Annotated in this window: 12 protein-coding genes; 8 read left to right on the forward strand and 4 right to left on the reverse strand. The window is 38.6% G+C overall.

Annotation, left to right across the window (positions count from 1 at the left end; all coding sequences use genetic code 11):
- Window positions 1-503: 503 nt before the first annotated feature.
- The gene (locus KCG35_RS05210; RefSeq protein WP_215818611.1) at window positions 504-4439 is read left to right on the forward strand and encodes a PAS domain S-box protein; all 3936 of its coding nucleotides are present in this window, start codon (window positions 504-506) and stop codon (window positions 4437-4439) included.
- A 69-nt stretch (window positions 4440-4508) separates the two neighbouring features.
- On the opposite strand, the gene KCG35_RS05215 is transcribed toward KCG35_RS05210, so the two are convergent.
- Window positions 4509-5453 (reverse strand): TolB-like translocation protein, encoded by a 945-nt coding sequence (locus KCG35_RS05215; RefSeq protein ID WP_215818612.1) that lies wholly within the window; start codon window positions 5451-5453, stop codon window positions 4509-4511.
- 168 nt (window positions 5454-5621) lie between these two features.
- Between KCG35_RS05215 and KCG35_RS05220 the strand changes: the two genes are divergently transcribed.
- Complete coding sequence (locus tag KCG35_RS05220) at window positions 5622-6512, forward strand: substrate-binding periplasmic protein (RefSeq protein ID WP_215818613.1); 891 nt, start codon at window positions 5622-5624, stop codon at window positions 6510-6512.
- Between the two features lie 24 nt (window positions 6513-6536).
- On the opposite strand, the gene KCG35_RS05225 is transcribed toward KCG35_RS05220, so the two are convergent.
- Window positions 6537-7823 (reverse strand): efflux RND transporter periplasmic adaptor subunit, encoded by a 1287-nt coding sequence (locus KCG35_RS05225; RefSeq protein WP_215818614.1) that lies wholly within the window; start codon window positions 7821-7823, stop codon window positions 6537-6539.
- A gap of 237 nt (window positions 7824-8060) precedes the next feature.
- Between KCG35_RS05225 and KCG35_RS05230 the strand changes: the two genes are divergently transcribed.
- The 6 genes from KCG35_RS05230 (at window position 8061) to KCG35_RS05255 (ending at window position 15831) form a co-directional block, all read left to right on the forward strand.
- Entirely contained in the window at window positions 8061-8795 is a 735-nt protein-coding gene (locus tag KCG35_RS05230; RefSeq protein ID WP_215818615.1) for a glutathione peroxidase, read from the forward strand.
- A gap of 116 nt (window positions 8796-8911) precedes the next feature.
- The gene (locus KCG35_RS05235; RefSeq protein ID WP_215818616.1) at window positions 8912-10366 is read left to right on the forward strand and encodes a dihydrolipoyl dehydrogenase; all 1455 of its coding nucleotides are present in this window, start codon (window positions 8912-8914) and stop codon (window positions 10364-10366) included.
- A gap of 129 nt (window positions 10367-10495) precedes the next feature.
- Window positions 10496-10936, forward strand: a complete 441-nt coding sequence (locus tag KCG35_RS05240) for a CBS domain-containing protein (protein WP_230409024.1) — start codon at window positions 10496-10498, stop codon at window positions 10934-10936.
- 386 nt (window positions 10937-11322) lie between these two features.
- Window positions 11323-12204, forward strand: a complete 882-nt coding sequence (locus KCG35_RS05245; protein ID WP_215818617.1) for a hypothetical protein — start codon at window positions 11323-11325, stop codon at window positions 12202-12204.
- Between the two features lie 14 nt (window positions 12205-12218).
- Window positions 12219-13439: an ABC transporter substrate-binding protein gene (locus KCG35_RS05250; RefSeq protein ID WP_215818618.1), complete on the forward strand. Its 1221-nt coding sequence runs from the start codon at window positions 12219-12221 to the stop codon at window positions 13437-13439.
- Window positions 13417-15831, forward strand: coding sequence for an ATP-binding protein (locus KCG35_RS05255; protein ID WP_215818619.1), 2415 nt, complete (start codon window positions 13417-13419; stop codon window positions 15829-15831). Before KCG35_RS05250 ends, KCG35_RS05255 begins: the two co-directional genes overlap by 23 nt.
- On the opposite strand, the gene KCG35_RS05260 is transcribed toward KCG35_RS05255, so the two are convergent.
- The gene (locus tag KCG35_RS05260; protein ID WP_215818620.1) at window positions 15824-16120 is read right to left on the reverse strand and encodes a hypothetical protein; all 297 of its coding nucleotides are present in this window, start codon (window positions 16118-16120) and stop codon (window positions 15824-15826) included. The genes KCG35_RS05255 and KCG35_RS05260 overlap by 8 nt on opposite strands.
- Before the next feature lie 181 nt (window positions 16121-16301).
- Entirely contained in the window at window positions 16302-18143 is a 1842-nt protein-coding gene (locus KCG35_RS05265; protein WP_215818621.1) for a beta-ketoacyl synthase, read from the reverse strand.
- Window positions 18144-18197 lie beyond the last annotated feature (54 nt).

Here is an 18197-nt window from a genome sequence, read left to right on the forward strand (position 1 = left end):
CATGATTAAATGAATCCTTTTGGTATTTCGATGCACACCAGAGGCAAACAAAGGCTGGATAACGCACGTCGAACTGTTTGCCGCAAGGGATGCGGCAAACAAGATCAACATCAAAAAAGATGTCAGTAATAGATCGTAATCATTACCTCCTCATTTCACTACTTAAGACTACTCTATCAACCAAACCTAAATTCTATATATATCCTTCGCTATTACTATCTATAATGAAAATCATCTCCAACACAATTTAAGGTCAAAATCAAATTCAGTTATTTTAGAGAGAACTAGAAGCATGTTGTTTAACACGGATGTTACATTATCAAGTATTGTTCATTCTTCAGCTAAAAAATTTAACAGTGGATCTAAAGCACTAAAACATCAGTGTGTTACAACATTTGAATAAAAACGTTAAAAACACATTACAGGTAGAAAATATATGGTATTAGCCAAATGAAGAATTTTCTATATCTTGTAAATAACTTTTATAAGCACACCCACTAATTATGAGCAATATAACTAATTTTATAAAGAAAAACTATATTATTGCATTAATCACACTCTTTATTATCATAATCAGTTTACTTGCTGGTATTTCATCCTTCAAAGAGGCAAAGCGTGTTTACCATGATTATGATGTTTTACTTCAGAGTCAAGCTGAAATAGCCGAAACCAAGTTTATCAATACGGTTAATCGGTTAAAAAGTGACCTTTCATTCTTTGCTTCAGTCCCCCCCATTCAAGGTATTATTCGCGCTAGTCATAATAATGACCAAGATCCACAGGAAAACAGCACCACAGCATTATGGGTTAAACGTTTAAATATTATTTTTCAAGGTTATATTAAATCTCATCCAAATATCACTCAAGTTCGATATATAGAATTTGCAAACCAAGGACTAGAGCTCGTTCGAATAGACCAATGGGCAAACAGCATTGAGGTTATCTCAAAAGATAAATTAATTCCCACTAGACATAAAACCTTCTTTAAAGAGACAATAAAGCTTAAACAAGGAAAGTTCTTTGTCTCAGACATTACGCAAACAAAAGTAAATGCTAGCACTGAACCGTCAACTATTCCCACATTCATTGTAAGTACGCCAGTCTATGATAACAATGACAATCTGTTTGGTTTACTTGCAATCACTTATAATGCAAATAATTTATTTAAAAATCTCAAAAAAACACGGTTAAATTTCTACCAACTTTACCTAATTAAAGAGTCTGGAGAATATCTCATTAACCCAGAGCTCATCCTACATTCTACTGATAATTTAGCAAAAAAAACCAATTGGAACGAAGATTTTAAAGTAGTTTCAAAAACAAATATTTTAGAAAAAGATCTATCTGAAGTAAAAAAATATAATCAACAACACTTCCTGGTTAAGGATAAAAGTATCTCTTTATACGAAGAAACCAGCAATCAACTTTTCTTAAAGCTCATTTTCCCAAAAGCAATTATAACAAGTATTATCGTCAAAGATTTTTTAAATAGTATATTTACTATGCTAGTTGTTACAATCACACTATGCGGGCTCTTTTATTTATATCGTTTTGCCGTTCATGAACGCCAACGCGTTAAAGTTGAACAAGCTCGCCTAGCCGCAATTGTAGAAAGCAGTGAAGACGCAATCATTAGCTGTACACTTGATGGCACCGTAACTAACTGGAACAATAGCGCAGCCACAATGTTTAAAATACCTTCGAATGTGGCTATTGGTCAGCATATCAATGATCTTATCGTGCCCAACACAAGACAACATGAAGAAACGCATATTCTTAACCAAATATCCCAAGGAAACTCAATTTCACAGTTTAATACTCAAAGACTCTGTAAAGATGGAAATTTGCTGGATGTATCGGTATCTGTGTCTCCCGTAAAAAATCAAAAAAACGAGATTATTGGTGTAGCAAAGATTGTTAGAGATATTAGCCAACAAGTAGCAACTGAAAATAAAATTCGTACACTTAACGCATCACTAGAAAAACAGGTAGCAGAGCGAACAGCTGAAATAAGGCACTATCTAAATTTACAATCAGCCATTTTAAAACAAGCTCCCGTAGCGATTATAATCACTAACCCCAAAGGGGTAATAACCCTTTTTAATCCTGCAGCAGAAAAAATGCTTGGTTACCATCCTGATGAGATCATCAACAAATGTACACCATTAAAGTTTATACAAATGTCAGACATTGCCCAAGTGGCTCAGTCTCTATCCAAGCAGCTTAATAAAGCAGTGGGTATTTCATTCGAAACGCTTGTTTTAGAGGCAAAGTATTCTCTTCATCATAATGAGTGGCATTATATCAATAAATATCAATCACCTTTCCCTGTTTATCAAGAAATAACTCCACTCCTTGATACCTCTTCAAATACTACTGGCTACTTATTTATTGCATCGGATATGACCCAGCAAGTAGCCAATCGAAAAAAGCTAGAATCCATACGAGATCAGTTGGTTAAAGCATCAGAAGTTGCTCAACTAGGTATTTGGACATGGAATATAGAAACAAACGAATTAGATTGGAACCCTTTGATGTTTAAGATGTACGGTATATCTCCTCCAGCATCTGGTAGCAAATTACATTTAAAAACCTGGTTGAAATTTCTCCATCCTGATGACAAAGAAAATGCATATTCTAACGTTTTAAATACACTTAAAGAAAATGAAGCATTTGAGTTTTTTTTTCGAATTATACGTCAGGATGGCTCTATAAGACATATCAAATCTAGCGCAACCATTGAGAGAGACGATGTTTATAAAGTAAAAACAGTCCTTGGTATCAACCTGGATATCACAGAACAACTGGAAAAAGAGTTACAACTTCGCGAAGCAAAAGCAAATGCTGAAAAAGCCAATATTGCCAAATCTGAGTTTGTAGCCAATATGAGCCATGAAATTCGTACACCCATGAATGCTATTTTAGGCATGATAGAACTATTAAAACTTACCCAGCTCAGCCATAAACAACTTGACTATGTTAAAAGAACAGAGTCTGCTGCCAATGTACTATTAGGTATCTTAAATGACATCTTAGATTTTTCCAAAATTGAGGCAAGAAAACTCTCTTTAGATCTTCAACCTTGCAACTTAGAGCATTTACTCAATAATATAGGGACTATAGCTTCTATAAATATCAGAGATAAAAATGTAGAAATATTATTTGATATCGAACCCGATATCCCCATGGTCATATTAGCCGATGAACTACGTTTACAACAAGTGCTTATAAACCTAATTTCTAACGCTATTAAGTTCACACATCAAGGTGAAGTCATTATTAGTATCAAGCGCTCATCGAGTGATTATGGACAATTACTATTCAGTGTTATTGACTCAGGTATTGGCATTCCTTTAGATAAACTTGAGACAATTTTTGAAGATTTTTGTCAAGCTGAAACGTCTACCACAAGAAGATTTGGCGGTACCGGATTAGGTCTAGCAATTTGTAAACGCTTGATCCATTTAATGGGAGGAATACTATCAGTCGAAAGTGAAATCGACAAAGGTAGCAAATTCAGTTTTACTATTCCATACCCACTAGACGATTCTCACTCATTCATGTCAGTCAAAGAATTCTATAAAAAAAGCCATACACTTCAAAACATTAAAATATTAATTGCTTCAAACAATAGTCAGGCAATTTGCTTCCTTAAAAAGGCTGCAGATATACTAAATTGGAAAACAGGATCCGCTAACACTATAGACCAACTCATGGCAAAACTACAGTCCAGAGGTGACGAATATAAATGCTTACTTATCGATACAAGTTTGTTTGAAACGTATAAGATTGATGCTATCTCATCTTTACAAGAGTCATTATTACCTAAAAATATACCTATTGTCATGATGATGACATCATATCAGGCGCAACATTTTACTCAGAAACTAGAAAATATTGCTATAATTAATAAACCAGTAACGCCTTCATCTTTACTTAGTACCGTATCTCATGCTGTTAAACCAGATAAACCTCAGTTATCACCTATAAAAGCTGAAAAAAATGAATCTTTGAGAGGTTTATCAATTTTACTCGTGGAAGATAACCCTACTAACCAACTCGTTGCCAAAAAACTGCTAACATCAGCCGGTGCGAATGTCACCGTTGCGTCAGATGGTATAATTGCAGTTAATACCTTGGAAAATAACAAACTACCATTTGATGTAGTACTCATGGATATTCAAATGCCAAATATGGATGGTTATACCGCAACAAATATCATCCGTACAAAACTACAACAATGCAAGACGTTACCCATTATCGCAATGACTGCCAATGCAATGGAAACTGACAAGAAAAAAGCTCTGAATGCGGGCATGAATAATCATATAGGAAAACCATTCAAGTTAAAGCAAGTCATTACAGTCATACTTCACGAAGTACAAAAATGCCAAAATAATAAAAGCACAACTCACAACTCGCTTGCCTATACTACTTAATAAACATGCAGTAGCTGTTTAGCGCTCATGTCATCCTTAATGGTGTACATTAATCGAAATTTTTTGGCCTTATAAGTTATAAAGTGTTACCCCTTTTCGCCCTGAACCACCTGCTGGTGCAGCAAAAATTTGTTCCATTTTTCGGGTGTTAATATTAATTTTCTGAAAGCCATTTTTAGAAATCAAAATCCAATCATTATGAATTCCTAAAATAGGGGCATCACTCAGAGATGTAAAGTGTTGTTTAGTTTTAAGATCAAACAAATCATAGCCAAATGCAAGGTAACGACCATCATTCGATACACTGTTTAAATGCAATAATGATTGCGGTAAGTAGTCAAATCCTCCGGATTTTACTTTATTGAACTGTAAATCATAAATAGTGTATTTTCCTTTTTTAATAGCAAAAAACTGCTTACCTTCATTGATTAAATATAACCCTGCATTTTCCTGATGATTGATCGAAGACAACTGGCCTGTTTGTAATGAAAATACTTTTGTTTCATAGGCTCTATTGATAATAACCCGCTGGCTATCAGGGTACCAGGTAAAACGTGCTGAAGCGACGCCTTCGTCAATGACTTTACGTTCCCTTGTCACTAAGTCTAACAACACAATTCGTTTTTTATCACTGATGAACGTATAAATAATATAACGATTATCCGGTGAGCGTACTGGTTTAGACGATATCACAACGGAGTGGCGGTAATCACCATACAACTCCTTCGTAGTAGCCACACGTCGTAAATCCGAACCATCCAACTTAATTGACCAAAGCGTTAACTGTCGCCGATTTTTGGCTTGTGGAGGAATCCATAAGAATTGGATACGCGGTTGGTCATAACTTGCTATGTTATTTAGAGTCTCCAAGGCTATTTGTTGGAAACGTGTATCATCACCACTGGCAGATTCATTAACCTGCTCAGGTGATAATTTCTTTTCTATCGTTTCAATTTTTTTTTCAGTACTTGCCGTAGTTGACTCATCATGTTGGGTATTGTCACAAGCACTCATAAATAAACAACACCATACTATTATGGAGTGCTTAACCCACAACAACCCGCTTGGTATTCGCATTAGGTACTCTTTACCCGATCAACTATGCTTACTAGCATTATAGAAAATCAAGACGCTGAATTGTTTCGATTAACCAAGTTCATCTTCTTTTCAAGGAAGAATGGTATGTCAAAAACGCTCTTATCAATACTAGTCGCTATGCTATTTTCCATGGCCAGTATGGCAAATGATATGGTCATTCATCCCCGCTCTCAATCTCACAAAGATACCCGCTATTTAGACCTCATTGCACTGCTGCGTAAGGCCATGGACGAAACCACCAAAACCTTTGGGGAATATACGTTGCACGCCGCAAAGAAGCTTGTTTCTGAAGCCAAGTCTATTGAAGAACTTGCCGCAGGCACCAACTTATTCACCGTCATATGGACATCAACTTCAGAAGAGAAAGAAAGTAAATTGATTCCTATCAGAATCCCCTTACGCAAAGGAATTCTCGGTTACCGACTTATTCTAGTTACCGAAAACACCCAAGAAAAACTGCTTGATGTAAAATCTTTAGATGAGCTTCGGGCATTTACTGTTGGACAAGTTAAAGGCTGGGGGGATGTAGCTATTTTTAAACATAATCAATTTACCATTGCCACAAGTTCAACCTATGAGTCTTTATTTGAACTACTCGCGACGGATAAAGTCGCCTTATTTCCACGAGGAATGAATGAAGTATTTAATGAGTATCGCGCTCATAAAGGTCGCTTCCCCCGAATTAAAATTGAAGAAAAATTACTGCTTTATTACCCCTGGCCCTATTATTTCTTCGTCGCCAGAGATAATGAACGACTTGCGAAAAGAATAACCAAAGGCTTAGAAAAAATGATCAAAGATGGCAGCTTTGATGCCATCTTTAATAAGTTTCATAAAAAAGCGATCGAACAAGCTCGTCTTAATGATCGACAGCTTTTTATTCTTGAAAACCCACTCCTGCCTGCAAGAACACCTCTGCAAAGAGAAGAGTTATGGTTAAAGCTAGCCGTTTCTCCAGATGGTACGCCGCAGTAAAGTAATTGAAAACAAGCTGACTATTTAAGGTGCACGCTTACCTGATCGATCTCTTTTAACAATACGCACATGAAGTCCAGAAATAGCATCAGGCAAATGCGTGGTCATCACATAATCGCCAGCGTGCAATGCGTCGCTGCGAATAAGTACCCTGGACTTCCCTTCAACTGACTTATTTCTACCCAATAGCTTAACGGCAACGCCTTGTAATATCCCTTCCTTTACACGATATACCATATCATCATTATAAATAGCTTGTGGCGGCAGAGCCGTCACGCCATCCTGCGGGGGCAAATGAATTGTCAACTGTATAGGTCGACCAATCGCAAGATTTAACGAAGTGCTTTCAATGTTAAAAAAAGCATCCAGCCCGCCACGCCCTTGTCTTACAGCATGTGCTAGTCGCATCAAAGTAATAGGTAATAACTGATTATCCAGAGCCAGCTCACCTGTAATCGCGTATTTCTGATCCATCGCCTGTTGAATATCAGCAAGGTAACGAGAAGGTATTTGCGCCCGCACTTCTATGGTTTCTGCATCGTAAAGCGTTACCAGCGGTTTTCCTGTTATTACCCGGGCGCCTGGGGCGGTATGCAAAGAAATAATCTTAGCTGGGTAAGGTGAGCGTACAATTGACCGTTCAATATCCAACTCCACTTGCATTCGCAGGGCTTGCGCACGTTGCAATTGAGCATTTAGCTGTGAAAGGCGATGCGGGTGGTCAGCAATTTGATAATGTATGTTAGTAACATTTAAAGCCTGCTGTGAAAACTGCCGACGCGCTTCATCTAGCTGCGTCTCTGAAGCCGCATTTCTACCCCGCAATGACTGCTGTCGGGCAACACCTCGTTCAGCAATGGCTAACAACATTTGCTCGTCTTTTAATCGCTGTTGATCCACTTGGTAACGCAGCCTTTCTGCTTCAATACGTGCTTCAATATCAGTGATCTCTGCTAACCGTTGCTTTAAAAGCAGTTGCAGGTCGCGATCATCTAACTGCACCAACATATCACCCTGATTAACACTATCACCTTCACGTACCTGCGTCGTTTTCACAAATGCGGTCACAGGTGCAGTCAGTTCTGCTTCATAAGGAGACTCCAGCACCCCATAAAGCTCAATGACCGGAGACAACGCTTGTTTTTGTACCTGTTGTACCTCAACTTGCGTGATAACAGGTAGCTGCTCACGATGCTCAGGCGTTTTAGCTGTCCACTTTAAAACAGCAATGACCCCTACCGTCAGCCCCACAAGCAAGCTAAAAATAACGAATCGTTTCACAATGTTGTTATGTGTTTTGTTTTCATCCATGCAGCAGGCATCATGCTTTAAGTCTTATTGATCACTTTTACAAGCATAGCTGAATGCCTCTCTCGCACAGCAACCAAGCTTTGAGTCTATCGGTCCTCTCAATATTATAGTTTTATACTATAGCTTCGTTTAAACAAATTAATTTAATTAATTTATTCAATCACTTCATACTACAACCAACACATAAACGACAGGCAACGACCTTTAATTATCCCGCTTTGAAACAAAGGAAAAACAATGCTGAAAAATCAAGAAGGCTTAACAATCCCTAATATTAACATTCAAGCTAGAGTCAATAATGATTGGCAAACTCTAACTACAAATGACTTATTTCAAAACAAACGCGTTATCGTATTTGGTTTACCAGGTGCCTTCACCCCTACCTGCTCATCCAGTCATTTACCGCGTTATGATGAGCTGGCACCTGTATTCTTTGCGAATGGTATTGACGACATTTTGTGTGTATCTGTAAATGATACGTTTGTAATGAATGCCTGGCAGCAGGATCAAAAATTACAACATGTCAAAATGCTACCTGATGGCAATGCTGCTTTGACAGAAGCAGTTGGAATGTTAGTGGATAAAACTGATCTAGGGTTTGGTAAGCGTAGCTGGCGTTATGCAATGGTGGTAAATGATGGCGTAATAGAAAAAATGTTTATTGAGCCAGAAAAACCAGGTGACCCCTTTGAAGTATCCGATGCAGATACCATGCTGAGTTATGTTTGTCCTCAAGCACAAGAGCCTGCGTATTATACCCTTTTCACCAAGGCAGGCTGTCCACACTGTGCTCGCGCCAAAGCGATGCTTAACGAACATGATTTAGCCTATGAAGAAATTATTGTTCAACAAGAGGTAAGCCAACGCGGTCTCAGTGCCGTCACAGGTAAAAACACCGTACCTCAAGTCTTTCTTAAAGGTCAACATATTGGTGGTGCAGATCAGTTAGCTGAGTTCCTGGCAGAAGCTTAATCATCATCGCCAACAATTAATGCACTTTACAACACTGCCTGAGTCTTTCAGGCAGCTTGCTGACACAGTAATACCCTTAACTGACGTGTATACATCATATCAAGAGTAAAACCACCATGAGTAATGAATTATCAGTAGATGTTGCCATTATCGGATCAGGAACAGCAGGTCTTGGAGCATATCGTGCCGCAAAAGCGCACACTGACAGTGTTGTTCTCATTGAGTCTGGTGCTTATGGTACAACCTGTGCTCGCGTAGGATGTATGCCAAGCAAATTATTGATTGCTGCCGCTGAGGCCGTTCACCATGCAAAACATACCGATCAGTTTGGTGTTTATACTCAAGGTCCTGTGGAAATAAATGGCCAGGAAGTGATGGCAAGGGTTAAGCGGGAGCGAGATCGCTTTGTCGGTTTTGTACTGGAGTCTGTAGAGGCAATTCCTGATACAGATAAGCTGAAAGGCCATGCCCAATTTATCGACAAGCAAACACTCCTAGTTGACGACCAAACGAAAATTTCTGCCAAGCGTATTGTTATCGCAACAGGCTCTCGCCCCACCTACCCTGCAAGCTTTGCAAAATTAGGTGAACGCCTAATTATTAATGATGACTTATTTGCCTGGGATGATTTACCCTCCTCCGTTGCAGTATTTGGTACTGGGGTGATTGGTTTAGAGCTTGGTCAGGCACTACACCGCTTAGGTCTTACTGTTCGCGTATTTGGCTTAGGTGGTGCTATTGGCCCACTCACTGATCCAGAGTTATTGTCGCAAGCTAACCAACTTATGGCTGAAGAATTAGCGATTGATGCTGATGCCCGCGTAACCAATATGGAGCGCTCTAATGATCAAGTTGTCATCTCTTTCAAAGATGCACAAGGTCATGATCATACAGAATGTTTTGACTATGTGCTTGCAGCCACAGGCCGTCGCCCTAATGTTGATCATATTGGGCTGGAAAATACAGGTGTTAAGCTGAATGAACAAGGTGTCCCAGTCTTTGACCGATTCACCTTACAGTGTGGGGATCAACCCATCTTTATTGCGGGTGATGCCAATAATGATATTCCACTGCTCCATGAGGCTGCAGATGAAGGACGAATAGCCGGCGATAATGCAGGTCGTTACCCGGATATCCGAGCAGGTCAACGTAGAGCAAGCATTGGCGTGGTATTTTCTGATCCACAAATTGCAGTGGTAGGTAAATCTTTTCATCAATTACAACAATCTCATGGCCAATGTGGGTGCTTCGCGACAGGTAAAGTTTCTTTTGCCGACCAAGGTCGTAGCCGTGTAATGGGCTTAAACAAAGGTAGTCTGCATGTTTATGGGGAAAATGGTACAGGCATCTTACTGGGAGCAGAAATGATCGGCCCACGCGCTGAACACCTTGCCCACTTACTCGCCTGGGCCATTCAACAACGCTTAACTGTAGCACAAATACTTGAAATGCCTTTTTATCATCCCGTTATTGAAGAAGGTGTTCGAACCGCATTGCGTGACCTGAATAGTAAGCTGCACCTGGGTCCGGCAATGATCGAGCATTGCCTAGATTGTGGGCCAGGTGCATAAACAGGTAACAAACTGTTTGATATAACAACCTATAAAATGGATCTGTAGCGTTTTGCAGGTCCACACACCCAAATGATCTACAATAAAGTTATGAACTAACGTTTAAACGTATTCTTTAGGTAATAAAACATGGCTAAAACCGCACAGAGTACAGCAACAAAGCAACTACCTATTTTAGTCAAAGATTATATGACGCAGTACCACTTACCCTTCACCTGTGGCACACCTCTAAAGGTCGTACTCGATCGTTTGATGCGAGATCATCTCAGCGGGCTACCCGTTATTAATGAAAATAAGGAGGTGATTGGGTTTGTCTCAGAACAAGACTGCATCAAGCAGGTACTACAATCTTCTTACTTCTGTGATCAAAATGCGATTGTCAATGATGTCATGCGTACGGATGTACTTACCGTTTCACCCAATCAAGATATTATTAATCTAGCCCAGCAAATGATAGACCATAAACCCAAGGTCTATCCTGTTGTTGAAAATAATCGATTAGTAGGATTAATCACCCGGACTGATATTCTAAGAGCGCTAGCAGAAAACATGACTAGCTGTGTCTTTTAAAACCATTTTTAGGGCGTCTACACCATGGATTGCCCTCTCTCATCTTCACTTGTTTTTTACATCCATTCGTTTTCTCGCCTCCTTTACATAGACGTCGCCTTAATAAGACAACCTTTATCACAGAGAAGTTATACGACAAGTTCATTGTGTTTAGTTGATGTTTAAAAGGGTTACAGTTACAATTTGGCCAATTCTATGTATACCACTTCGAAATGGGTATATAAACCCTATCTTTGAGTTATTGCTTTCATTCAGCACGCATTCTCATAAGGAGGGGTTAAACAATTAGTATGATTCATCGAGCAATGGATAGCATTTTTTTCCTTAATTGTTTATTCACTTAAAGGAGTATAAGCGTTACCGTTGCTTAAACGGAAGAGAAAAAAATGGTTTTGTTTAGAATTAGCCGACTAGTGCTTGCACAACATGTTTCTCTTATAGTATGTAGCCTATCTGTTATCCTATTATTCATCCAAACATCATCACCCGAAATACTAATAACCTTACCTATCATTATTATCGCACAGGTACTGGGTATAGTTGACCAAATGCGTTCTCATTACTATCAACGCTCACCACTCAAAAATACTACAAAAGCATCTCCAACTGCACTGAAATTATTTTCATTTAACAAACTATGTCAGTTTTTTTCAAAAAAAACCTCTGACCAGACAGCGTTTGATAATTTAACTATGGCTATTTTTTCCTTAAGTAAAAATAAAACATTAACGCCATTAAATAGGTATGCCAGTTTTCTGTTTAAACATTTCAATTTAGTTAATCAACAGGATTCAATTGCCCAAGCAGTAAACTCAATAAAACCAGGTGAAAATACGTTATTATCTATACCCACTTGTCAAACCACATTACCCATCCTTACCACGCTAATACCACCACCTTCCGTGCACATAGATTCTTCACCAGCAACTGAGCACAAGGTCATATCAATCGTCCCTATTCCAGCTCAGTTAAAAAAAGTACAGCAAGATACGTCGTTACAACTGCTTCGTTTTATCAAACATGAACTCATCAACATCACAACACCAATAAGTTCGCTGAGCGAAGTACTTGTGATACTTATTCACAAATTACCTACAACCCCTAAACCAATAACAGATGACGTTACATTACAGAACACCTCCACTTTACAAGACATACTTCTTGCTGCTGATACTATCCAAAAAAGCACAACTCAACTAAAAACATTTACCAAGAACCTTAATAGCCAGGATTTTTTAGACAAATTTATGAGTACGACAAAACAATAATAAGGATAAAAATAATGAAAGCATTAACCCCCTTGGTAAGACCCTTAGCAAAAATATATAAACAAACATTACTTCCTGGTTTATCAAATCACTTTACAAGAATACTTAGTTTTTTTTCTTGGCCTACATTCATAGTGTTATTTTCAACTATATTAATTATCCCAGAATCAATTGCTATTACAGATCCCACATCAACAACTGAAACATCACACTTATCACCAAAAAAACTATGTTTGACAGGCACTTCAGTAAAAACCAGTCCAGCTTATGGTGAAGCATTTATAAATGGCATCAAACTAGGACTTGCTGCAGAAGAAGAAAACCATACAACGACCGAAGTCCATTTTTTCTCACCCTCTCCACTAGGCAGCATTAAAGCTGTAGAAAAGATGATTACCGCAGGTTGTGATGGAATTATTGGTTTTGACAGTGCAAATGATATAATCCCTGTTAGGGATTTATTCAACAAGCATAAAACTCCACTTATTTCACTTTACACTCCCATCACGACAGAAATAAACAGACCCTATATTTATTCAATGCAACGGCCAATTGAGGACAACGTTAAGCATATTCTTAACAGCGTCTTTACCAAACAAAAATTTAAAAATATATTACTTATCACTTCAATTGATAAGTCCAGAATGAGAGATTACCAAAAAGCTTTTACTCAAGCGCTAAAGGCAAGAAATCAACCTTTTACCGATACTAACATTACTGAAATTAACCCGACGATTGAAAACATTATCCCATTTTTTGAAAAAGACAATAAACCTGATTTGGTTGTTTTACTTACCAGATCCAGCTTATCTGCTAAAATTGTTAACTATATTCAACAAAACACTCAAAAACACAACACAACCTTTATTGGTACTGTCAGTTGGGGATCAAGTAAATTTCAACCCTTCTTTGATCGTCTCAAAGAAAAAGAGATAACCGCATACTTCACTCGTCAAAATACGTTCTTCGACCCAGATCCAGACTTTCAAGCCATAATAGAACAGTATCGTTCAACATATCATAAAGAACCAATGGTCATTTCTCTTTTAGCCTACGACGCCGCACGTATTTTTAATCGTTATTTTGCTCAAGCTAGTCATCCTCAACGAAATCCCTTTGCAGGAATTAACTATCATGGGGTAACAGGAGTTGAGTTCAACGCTAATGGCAACATAGCTTATCACAAATTATTTACGATGAAAGTGACGCCAGATGGGTACAGGCTCAGTGAGTAGTTATCCTCAAAAAAAATCTATCGTCTGGATCAGTGTTGTTTTCTTTCTGTCATTAATTATTATTCAAACAACACTGATTACCTTTGCTATTATCATTGGACTAAAACTGCAAAAACAGGAAGTGATTAACCGTGCAGCCAGTTTTGTCAACTTCATTGACAATAACACAAAAGAAGAAATTATCCTTCAAGTTATCTCTAATAATTATCAGGCGCTTGAATTTATTAAGTTTAATATTCTTGCTCACTCAAACTTAACGGGTTTAGCCATTGGCAATAAAAAAGTTATTGAAAACTGGTTAATTGACAGAGCCCAATGTCACATAATTCCCTATCAATCTACCACTTGCCATAATGAAAAAACAAATACTTTTATTGGTATTAACCCCATCATATATAACAATAAAACAGTCGTTTATGTCGCTAAAGAAATTGCATTACCTTTGGAGATTGGCTCAAACAGTGTTTTTTGGCTCTGCATTACGATTATCATTACTTTCTTAGTTAATATTAATGGCATTCTGTTTTTTTACAAAAAATATGTTATTCATGACATCAATAAGCTAGTCAATACTTTTGATGGTTTACATATCAAAAAGACAACGACATTTAATGTACTTGAATATAATATTGTTTACGACAAACTTCTTGAATTTCAAACTAATTTAAACAAAGCTAATAAAAAAATTGCCAAAGCAAGAAGTTATCATACCATGGTGCAAACCACTCAGATGTTAGCTCATGATGTCCGTAAACCTTTTACTCTACTCAATACTGTTATAGAACTCATTTCCAGCATTGATAATATTTATGAAATTAAATCCATTTTAAAAAAGAGTATCACCCCTATACATGCAGCCCTTGACAACGTCAATAGCATGATTCAAGACATTATGGAAATTGGCAACCCCCAACCACCCCTTGTTCAGAAAAAAACCGACTTAAAGAAAATATTACACCAGGCACTCATAGAGCAATTTCGATATAATGATAACCTAACCATAGATCTTACCTATAACCTGCAACATTCCCACAAGCTGAATATAGATCCAAACCGTATTATTCGAGTACTCAGCAATATCATTTCCAACGCAATTGAACATATGGGAGGGACAGGTAATATATGGTTTTTATCTAAAGAAATCGATAATAACTGGATGGAAATTGCTATTGGCAACAGTAATAGTTATGTTCCTAGAGAGTTTTTCTCAAAAATATTTGACCCATTTTTCTCACTCAATAAAAATAATGGCACTGGCTTAGGCTTAGCCATTACCAAAAAAATTGTGGAAGCCCATGGAGGTCAAATCAGTGTCACGTCGACCAAAGAAGCTGGCACCGAATTTAGCTTTACCCTACCGATAACGGATGAACTTTCTGTACAAACAATGGAAAGTCTTCTTTGCTCAAGCCAAGAGTACTATACCCAATATGCTATTAAAGCCGCGGAAAATCACTCAAATCCGCAACTTACACAACACGATGAAAATAAAATTGAAAAAGAATTATATGAGAAATTAAACCAACGCCAATTACACATCGTTATTATTGATGATGAACCTGTTTACCGGGATTACATTAAAGAATATATCAGTACGTCTAACTATCTTAACCAACATATCACCATTGATGTGTTTGACACTACAGAACAAGCCCTTCGCCATAATTCAGTGCTTCGTCAAAGTGACATCATTATTCTGGATATCGATTTTGGCAACAATTACATGAGCGGCTTAACGGCAGCCCCCATCATAAAAGCCCATTATCCATCAACCATACTGTGTATTCATTCAAATCGCTATGCACTTGAGTTACAAAGAAAAATTTCAGAAACAGGCGCCGACTTATCTATCCCTAAACCAATGACACGTACACATCTACTCAAACTTCTTGATAGTATTTGTCAAGCAACGTCCGTAAACACAACGTCAGCCCCCCTCCAGAAACCTGCTACTTACCCAGAACTTACTACAATCCAAAACGCCAAAGAACAAATCACTGATCAATTATCACAAACCATACCATTCTATTTTCAACCCGATTTTGTACAAATTGAGGATGACTCATTAATTCGAACCTGCTGGGAAATTAATGCCAGTCAATATAACCTCAAAGGTGTCGCTTATGCCTCTTACCAACAACTGCTAACCACATTACCAAACATTCCACCAGACACACCTGTTTTTATTGACGTACATTTATTGGATAGTGAAAAAGATGGCTTGCAAATTGCTCAAGAGCTTCATGAACGGGGATTTACTGATTTATATTTATCGACAGGAAACAGTGAACACGAGTTAGCCCCTCCTGCTTGGATAAAACGTATTATTGGTAAAGACTTTCCTATTACATATCTACGCTATGGACAAAAAAATACAACACAAACTAGCTAATCAGCAAGTAAATCGACAGTGCTGAACAACCACTAATAATAATACCCCATACGGCGAGTGACTTCTTGTTTTGGTGCCTTGTTAAACCAATGATCCCTAAGACCAACGCAACTAAATTAAGCATTATACAAACAAGTACGACCATTCCCAGATAGTTTGCTTCGCGTAAATCAGACCCCAAATCTGTACTTGATGCCCCCATCCAACCAAGAAAAAACACGCCACTCGCAATCACTAAAATTGCGAGTGAAAAAGATAATATCCCATATACTGATTGTTTAGTGACCATTACGATCAATGCCTTAGTTTAATTTAAATTCCCACATATCCTGAAAGTTATACCTTATCACAAAGCACCCACTCTATTTATTTACTTGCTCATGAATGGGTACTTTATATCTGCTAGAAAATTTATACCTTCTGGAAAATGTCACAAAGCTATTATGATAGCCTTTCTATACAGAGGTATTTTAAACCATATCGGGATAAGGATTTTCTAAGTTTAAGTTTACTGCTTTTTCATAACCAGGAACACTGACCGCAGAGGACGTATAACCAAGCTCATTAGCATCAATGACGCCATCACCAAAACGATAAATCGGTGAGCGCTGACCTGCAATACACTCTTCATCATAGTCTGAAACGGCTGCTTGGATATGCTCATTACGCTGCCAATAAGCAGTCATCGCAGCCTGTCCATGCTTCTTTTCTAGCATGTGGGTTGCCACATGGGGAGCTAATACGGCTGCTGATGCATTATTACCACCAAAACCTTTGGCATTGATAAAAGCAATATCCAGTTCATTCGCAGGCACTTGTAAATGATCCAATAATACTTGCAGATTATCTTGATAAACATCATCAGCCACTTCATTAATTGTGGTAATACCAGGAATGACACCTTCAGCCCAAACACCAAGTGCCACAGCCAGTTGATCGCCAGCCGCCACACCAAGAGAGTGCCCAACATACGACTTAATGGCAGTGACAGGCCAATGTGAAATACCAAATGTTTTCGCGGTTTCGCTCAGAATATGAGATTCGGTGACTCGGTTTTGTGGTGTTCCTGTACCATGCGCTAACACATAACTTTTTGGTAGAGCAGACTCGCCCAAAATTGAACGCGCACACGCAACGGCTTTTGCCATTGTTAAATAGTTACCTGCACCAGGCCCAGAAATTGACTTTTTATAACCATCAGCATTCACAAAAATATCACCAATAGCACCGTAAATAGTTGCCCCTAACGCCAATGCTAACTCATCATCACATAACACAAAAAACTGTGCTGATTCTGCCAAAGTAAAACCACAGTTATTACCAAAAGGACGACAAGCACGGCGATGGTTAACAAGCGTACTTGGCGTAAGTCCATCCAGCTGAGTTAAGCCTTGATCCGTTGCCAAAGCCCCCATGGTCGAATAACCATCAAATATTTCTGGTAGTAATGGTGCTTCACTGTTCCCCACAATGACTAACCGATGCTTGCCACTACGAATCGCATCAATACCCTGGCTCAGGTTATACAACAAAGTGGCACAAGCCCCCATATTTGTACCAGTTCCTCCTAAGCTTCCCACCACATAGGCATTAATAAAATCGGCAGGCATTTCCGCAAACCCTAATGGACAATGCTTTGAGGTCACTCGTTTACCCAGTAACCGGGCCTGCATCATCCCGCCATTGCCATTGTAATCCAACTGGCTCATGCTACTGCCTGCAAACACACCGAGTTGGTCAGGCGCTAAAAAGCGACCGATACTAGCCCAGTCAAATCCTAAAGACTGAATAGCATCCGAAGCACCATAAATAGCAAGCTGCAAACCTCGAGGATGGTTACGGGATGGGTATAATTCCGCTGGATTAAACCCCATCGGCAGCTGCCCAGCACTATTGACAATTGCCTGACGAAAAGCGGGTTGTAGTAGTGTTTCAGCTGACATTAGTTCCACATGGCTAATGCCATCTTCTTCTTTAAGCAGTCGCCAGTGTGCAGGTAATGGACTAGGCAACTGACGTGTTTTAACCTGTATGACACTACCAGCCGCCAAGCCTAATTTTTGATGGTGCAATAACGCACTAGGGTCAAATAAATTTGATTCCAGTTTACGTATTAAAGTATGAGACTCAATAAACTGCCGATCTATCGCTTCAGCAGGTAAATTCATCAGCTGTGCGAGACTTAATAGCGTCTTTCGTTGTTCATCAGCAGGCAGAGCATCCAGAACCAAACGACGATAACCATGATGCATGGATGTACGGCCAGCAGGATTAATCCCTCCCATGCCAATAATCACTGGAAGTCTGGACAAAGCACTCTCCTTAAATCAACAGCTCATCACTAAATACAAACTCAATGTAATACT

The organism is Zooshikella harenae, assembly GCF_018837975.1.
Classification (GTDB): domain Bacteria; phylum Pseudomonadota; class Gammaproteobacteria; order Pseudomonadales; family Zooshikellaceae; genus Zooshikella; species Zooshikella harenae.

What these genes read in the sequence shown, in the direction of transcription:
- KCG35_RS05210 (WP_215818611.1), top strand. Translation starts at nt 504, where the DNA reads ATGAGCAATATAACTAATTTTATAAAGAAAAACTATATTATTGCATTA.
- KCG35_RS05215 (WP_215818612.1), bottom strand. Translation starts at nt 5,453, where the DNA reads ATGAGTGCTTGTGACAATACCCAACATGATGAGTCAACTACGGCAAGT.
- KCG35_RS05220 (WP_215818613.1), top strand. Translation starts at nt 5,622, where the DNA reads ATGTCAAAAACGCTCTTATCAATACTAGTCGCTATGCTATTTTCCATG.
- KCG35_RS05225 (WP_215818614.1), bottom strand. Translation starts at nt 7,823, where the DNA reads ATGGATGAAAACAAAACACATAACAACATTGTGAAACGATTCGTTATT.
- KCG35_RS05230 (WP_215818615.1), top strand. Translation starts at nt 8,061, where the DNA reads ATGCTGAAAAATCAAGAAGGCTTAACAATCCCTAATATTAACATTCAA.
- KCG35_RS05235 (WP_215818616.1), top strand. Translation starts at nt 8,912, where the DNA reads ATGAGTAATGAATTATCAGTAGATGTTGCCATTATCGGATCAGGAACA.
- KCG35_RS05240 (WP_230409024.1), top strand. Translation starts at nt 10,496, where the DNA reads ATGGCTAAAACCGCACAGAGTACAGCAACAAAGCAACTACCTATTTTA.
- KCG35_RS05245 (WP_215818617.1), top strand. Translation starts at nt 11,323, where the DNA reads ATGGTTTTGTTTAGAATTAGCCGACTAGTGCTTGCACAACATGTTTCT.
- KCG35_RS05250 (WP_215818618.1), top strand. Translation starts at nt 12,219, where the DNA reads ATGAAAGCATTAACCCCCTTGGTAAGACCCTTAGCAAAAATATATAAA.
- KCG35_RS05255 (WP_215818619.1), top strand. Translation starts at nt 13,417, where the DNA reads ATGGGTACAGGCTCAGTGAGTAGTTATCCTCAAAAAAAATCTATCGTC.
- KCG35_RS05260 (WP_215818620.1), bottom strand. Translation starts at nt 16,120, where the DNA reads ATGGTCACTAAACAATCAGTATATGGGATATTATCTTTTTCACTCGCA.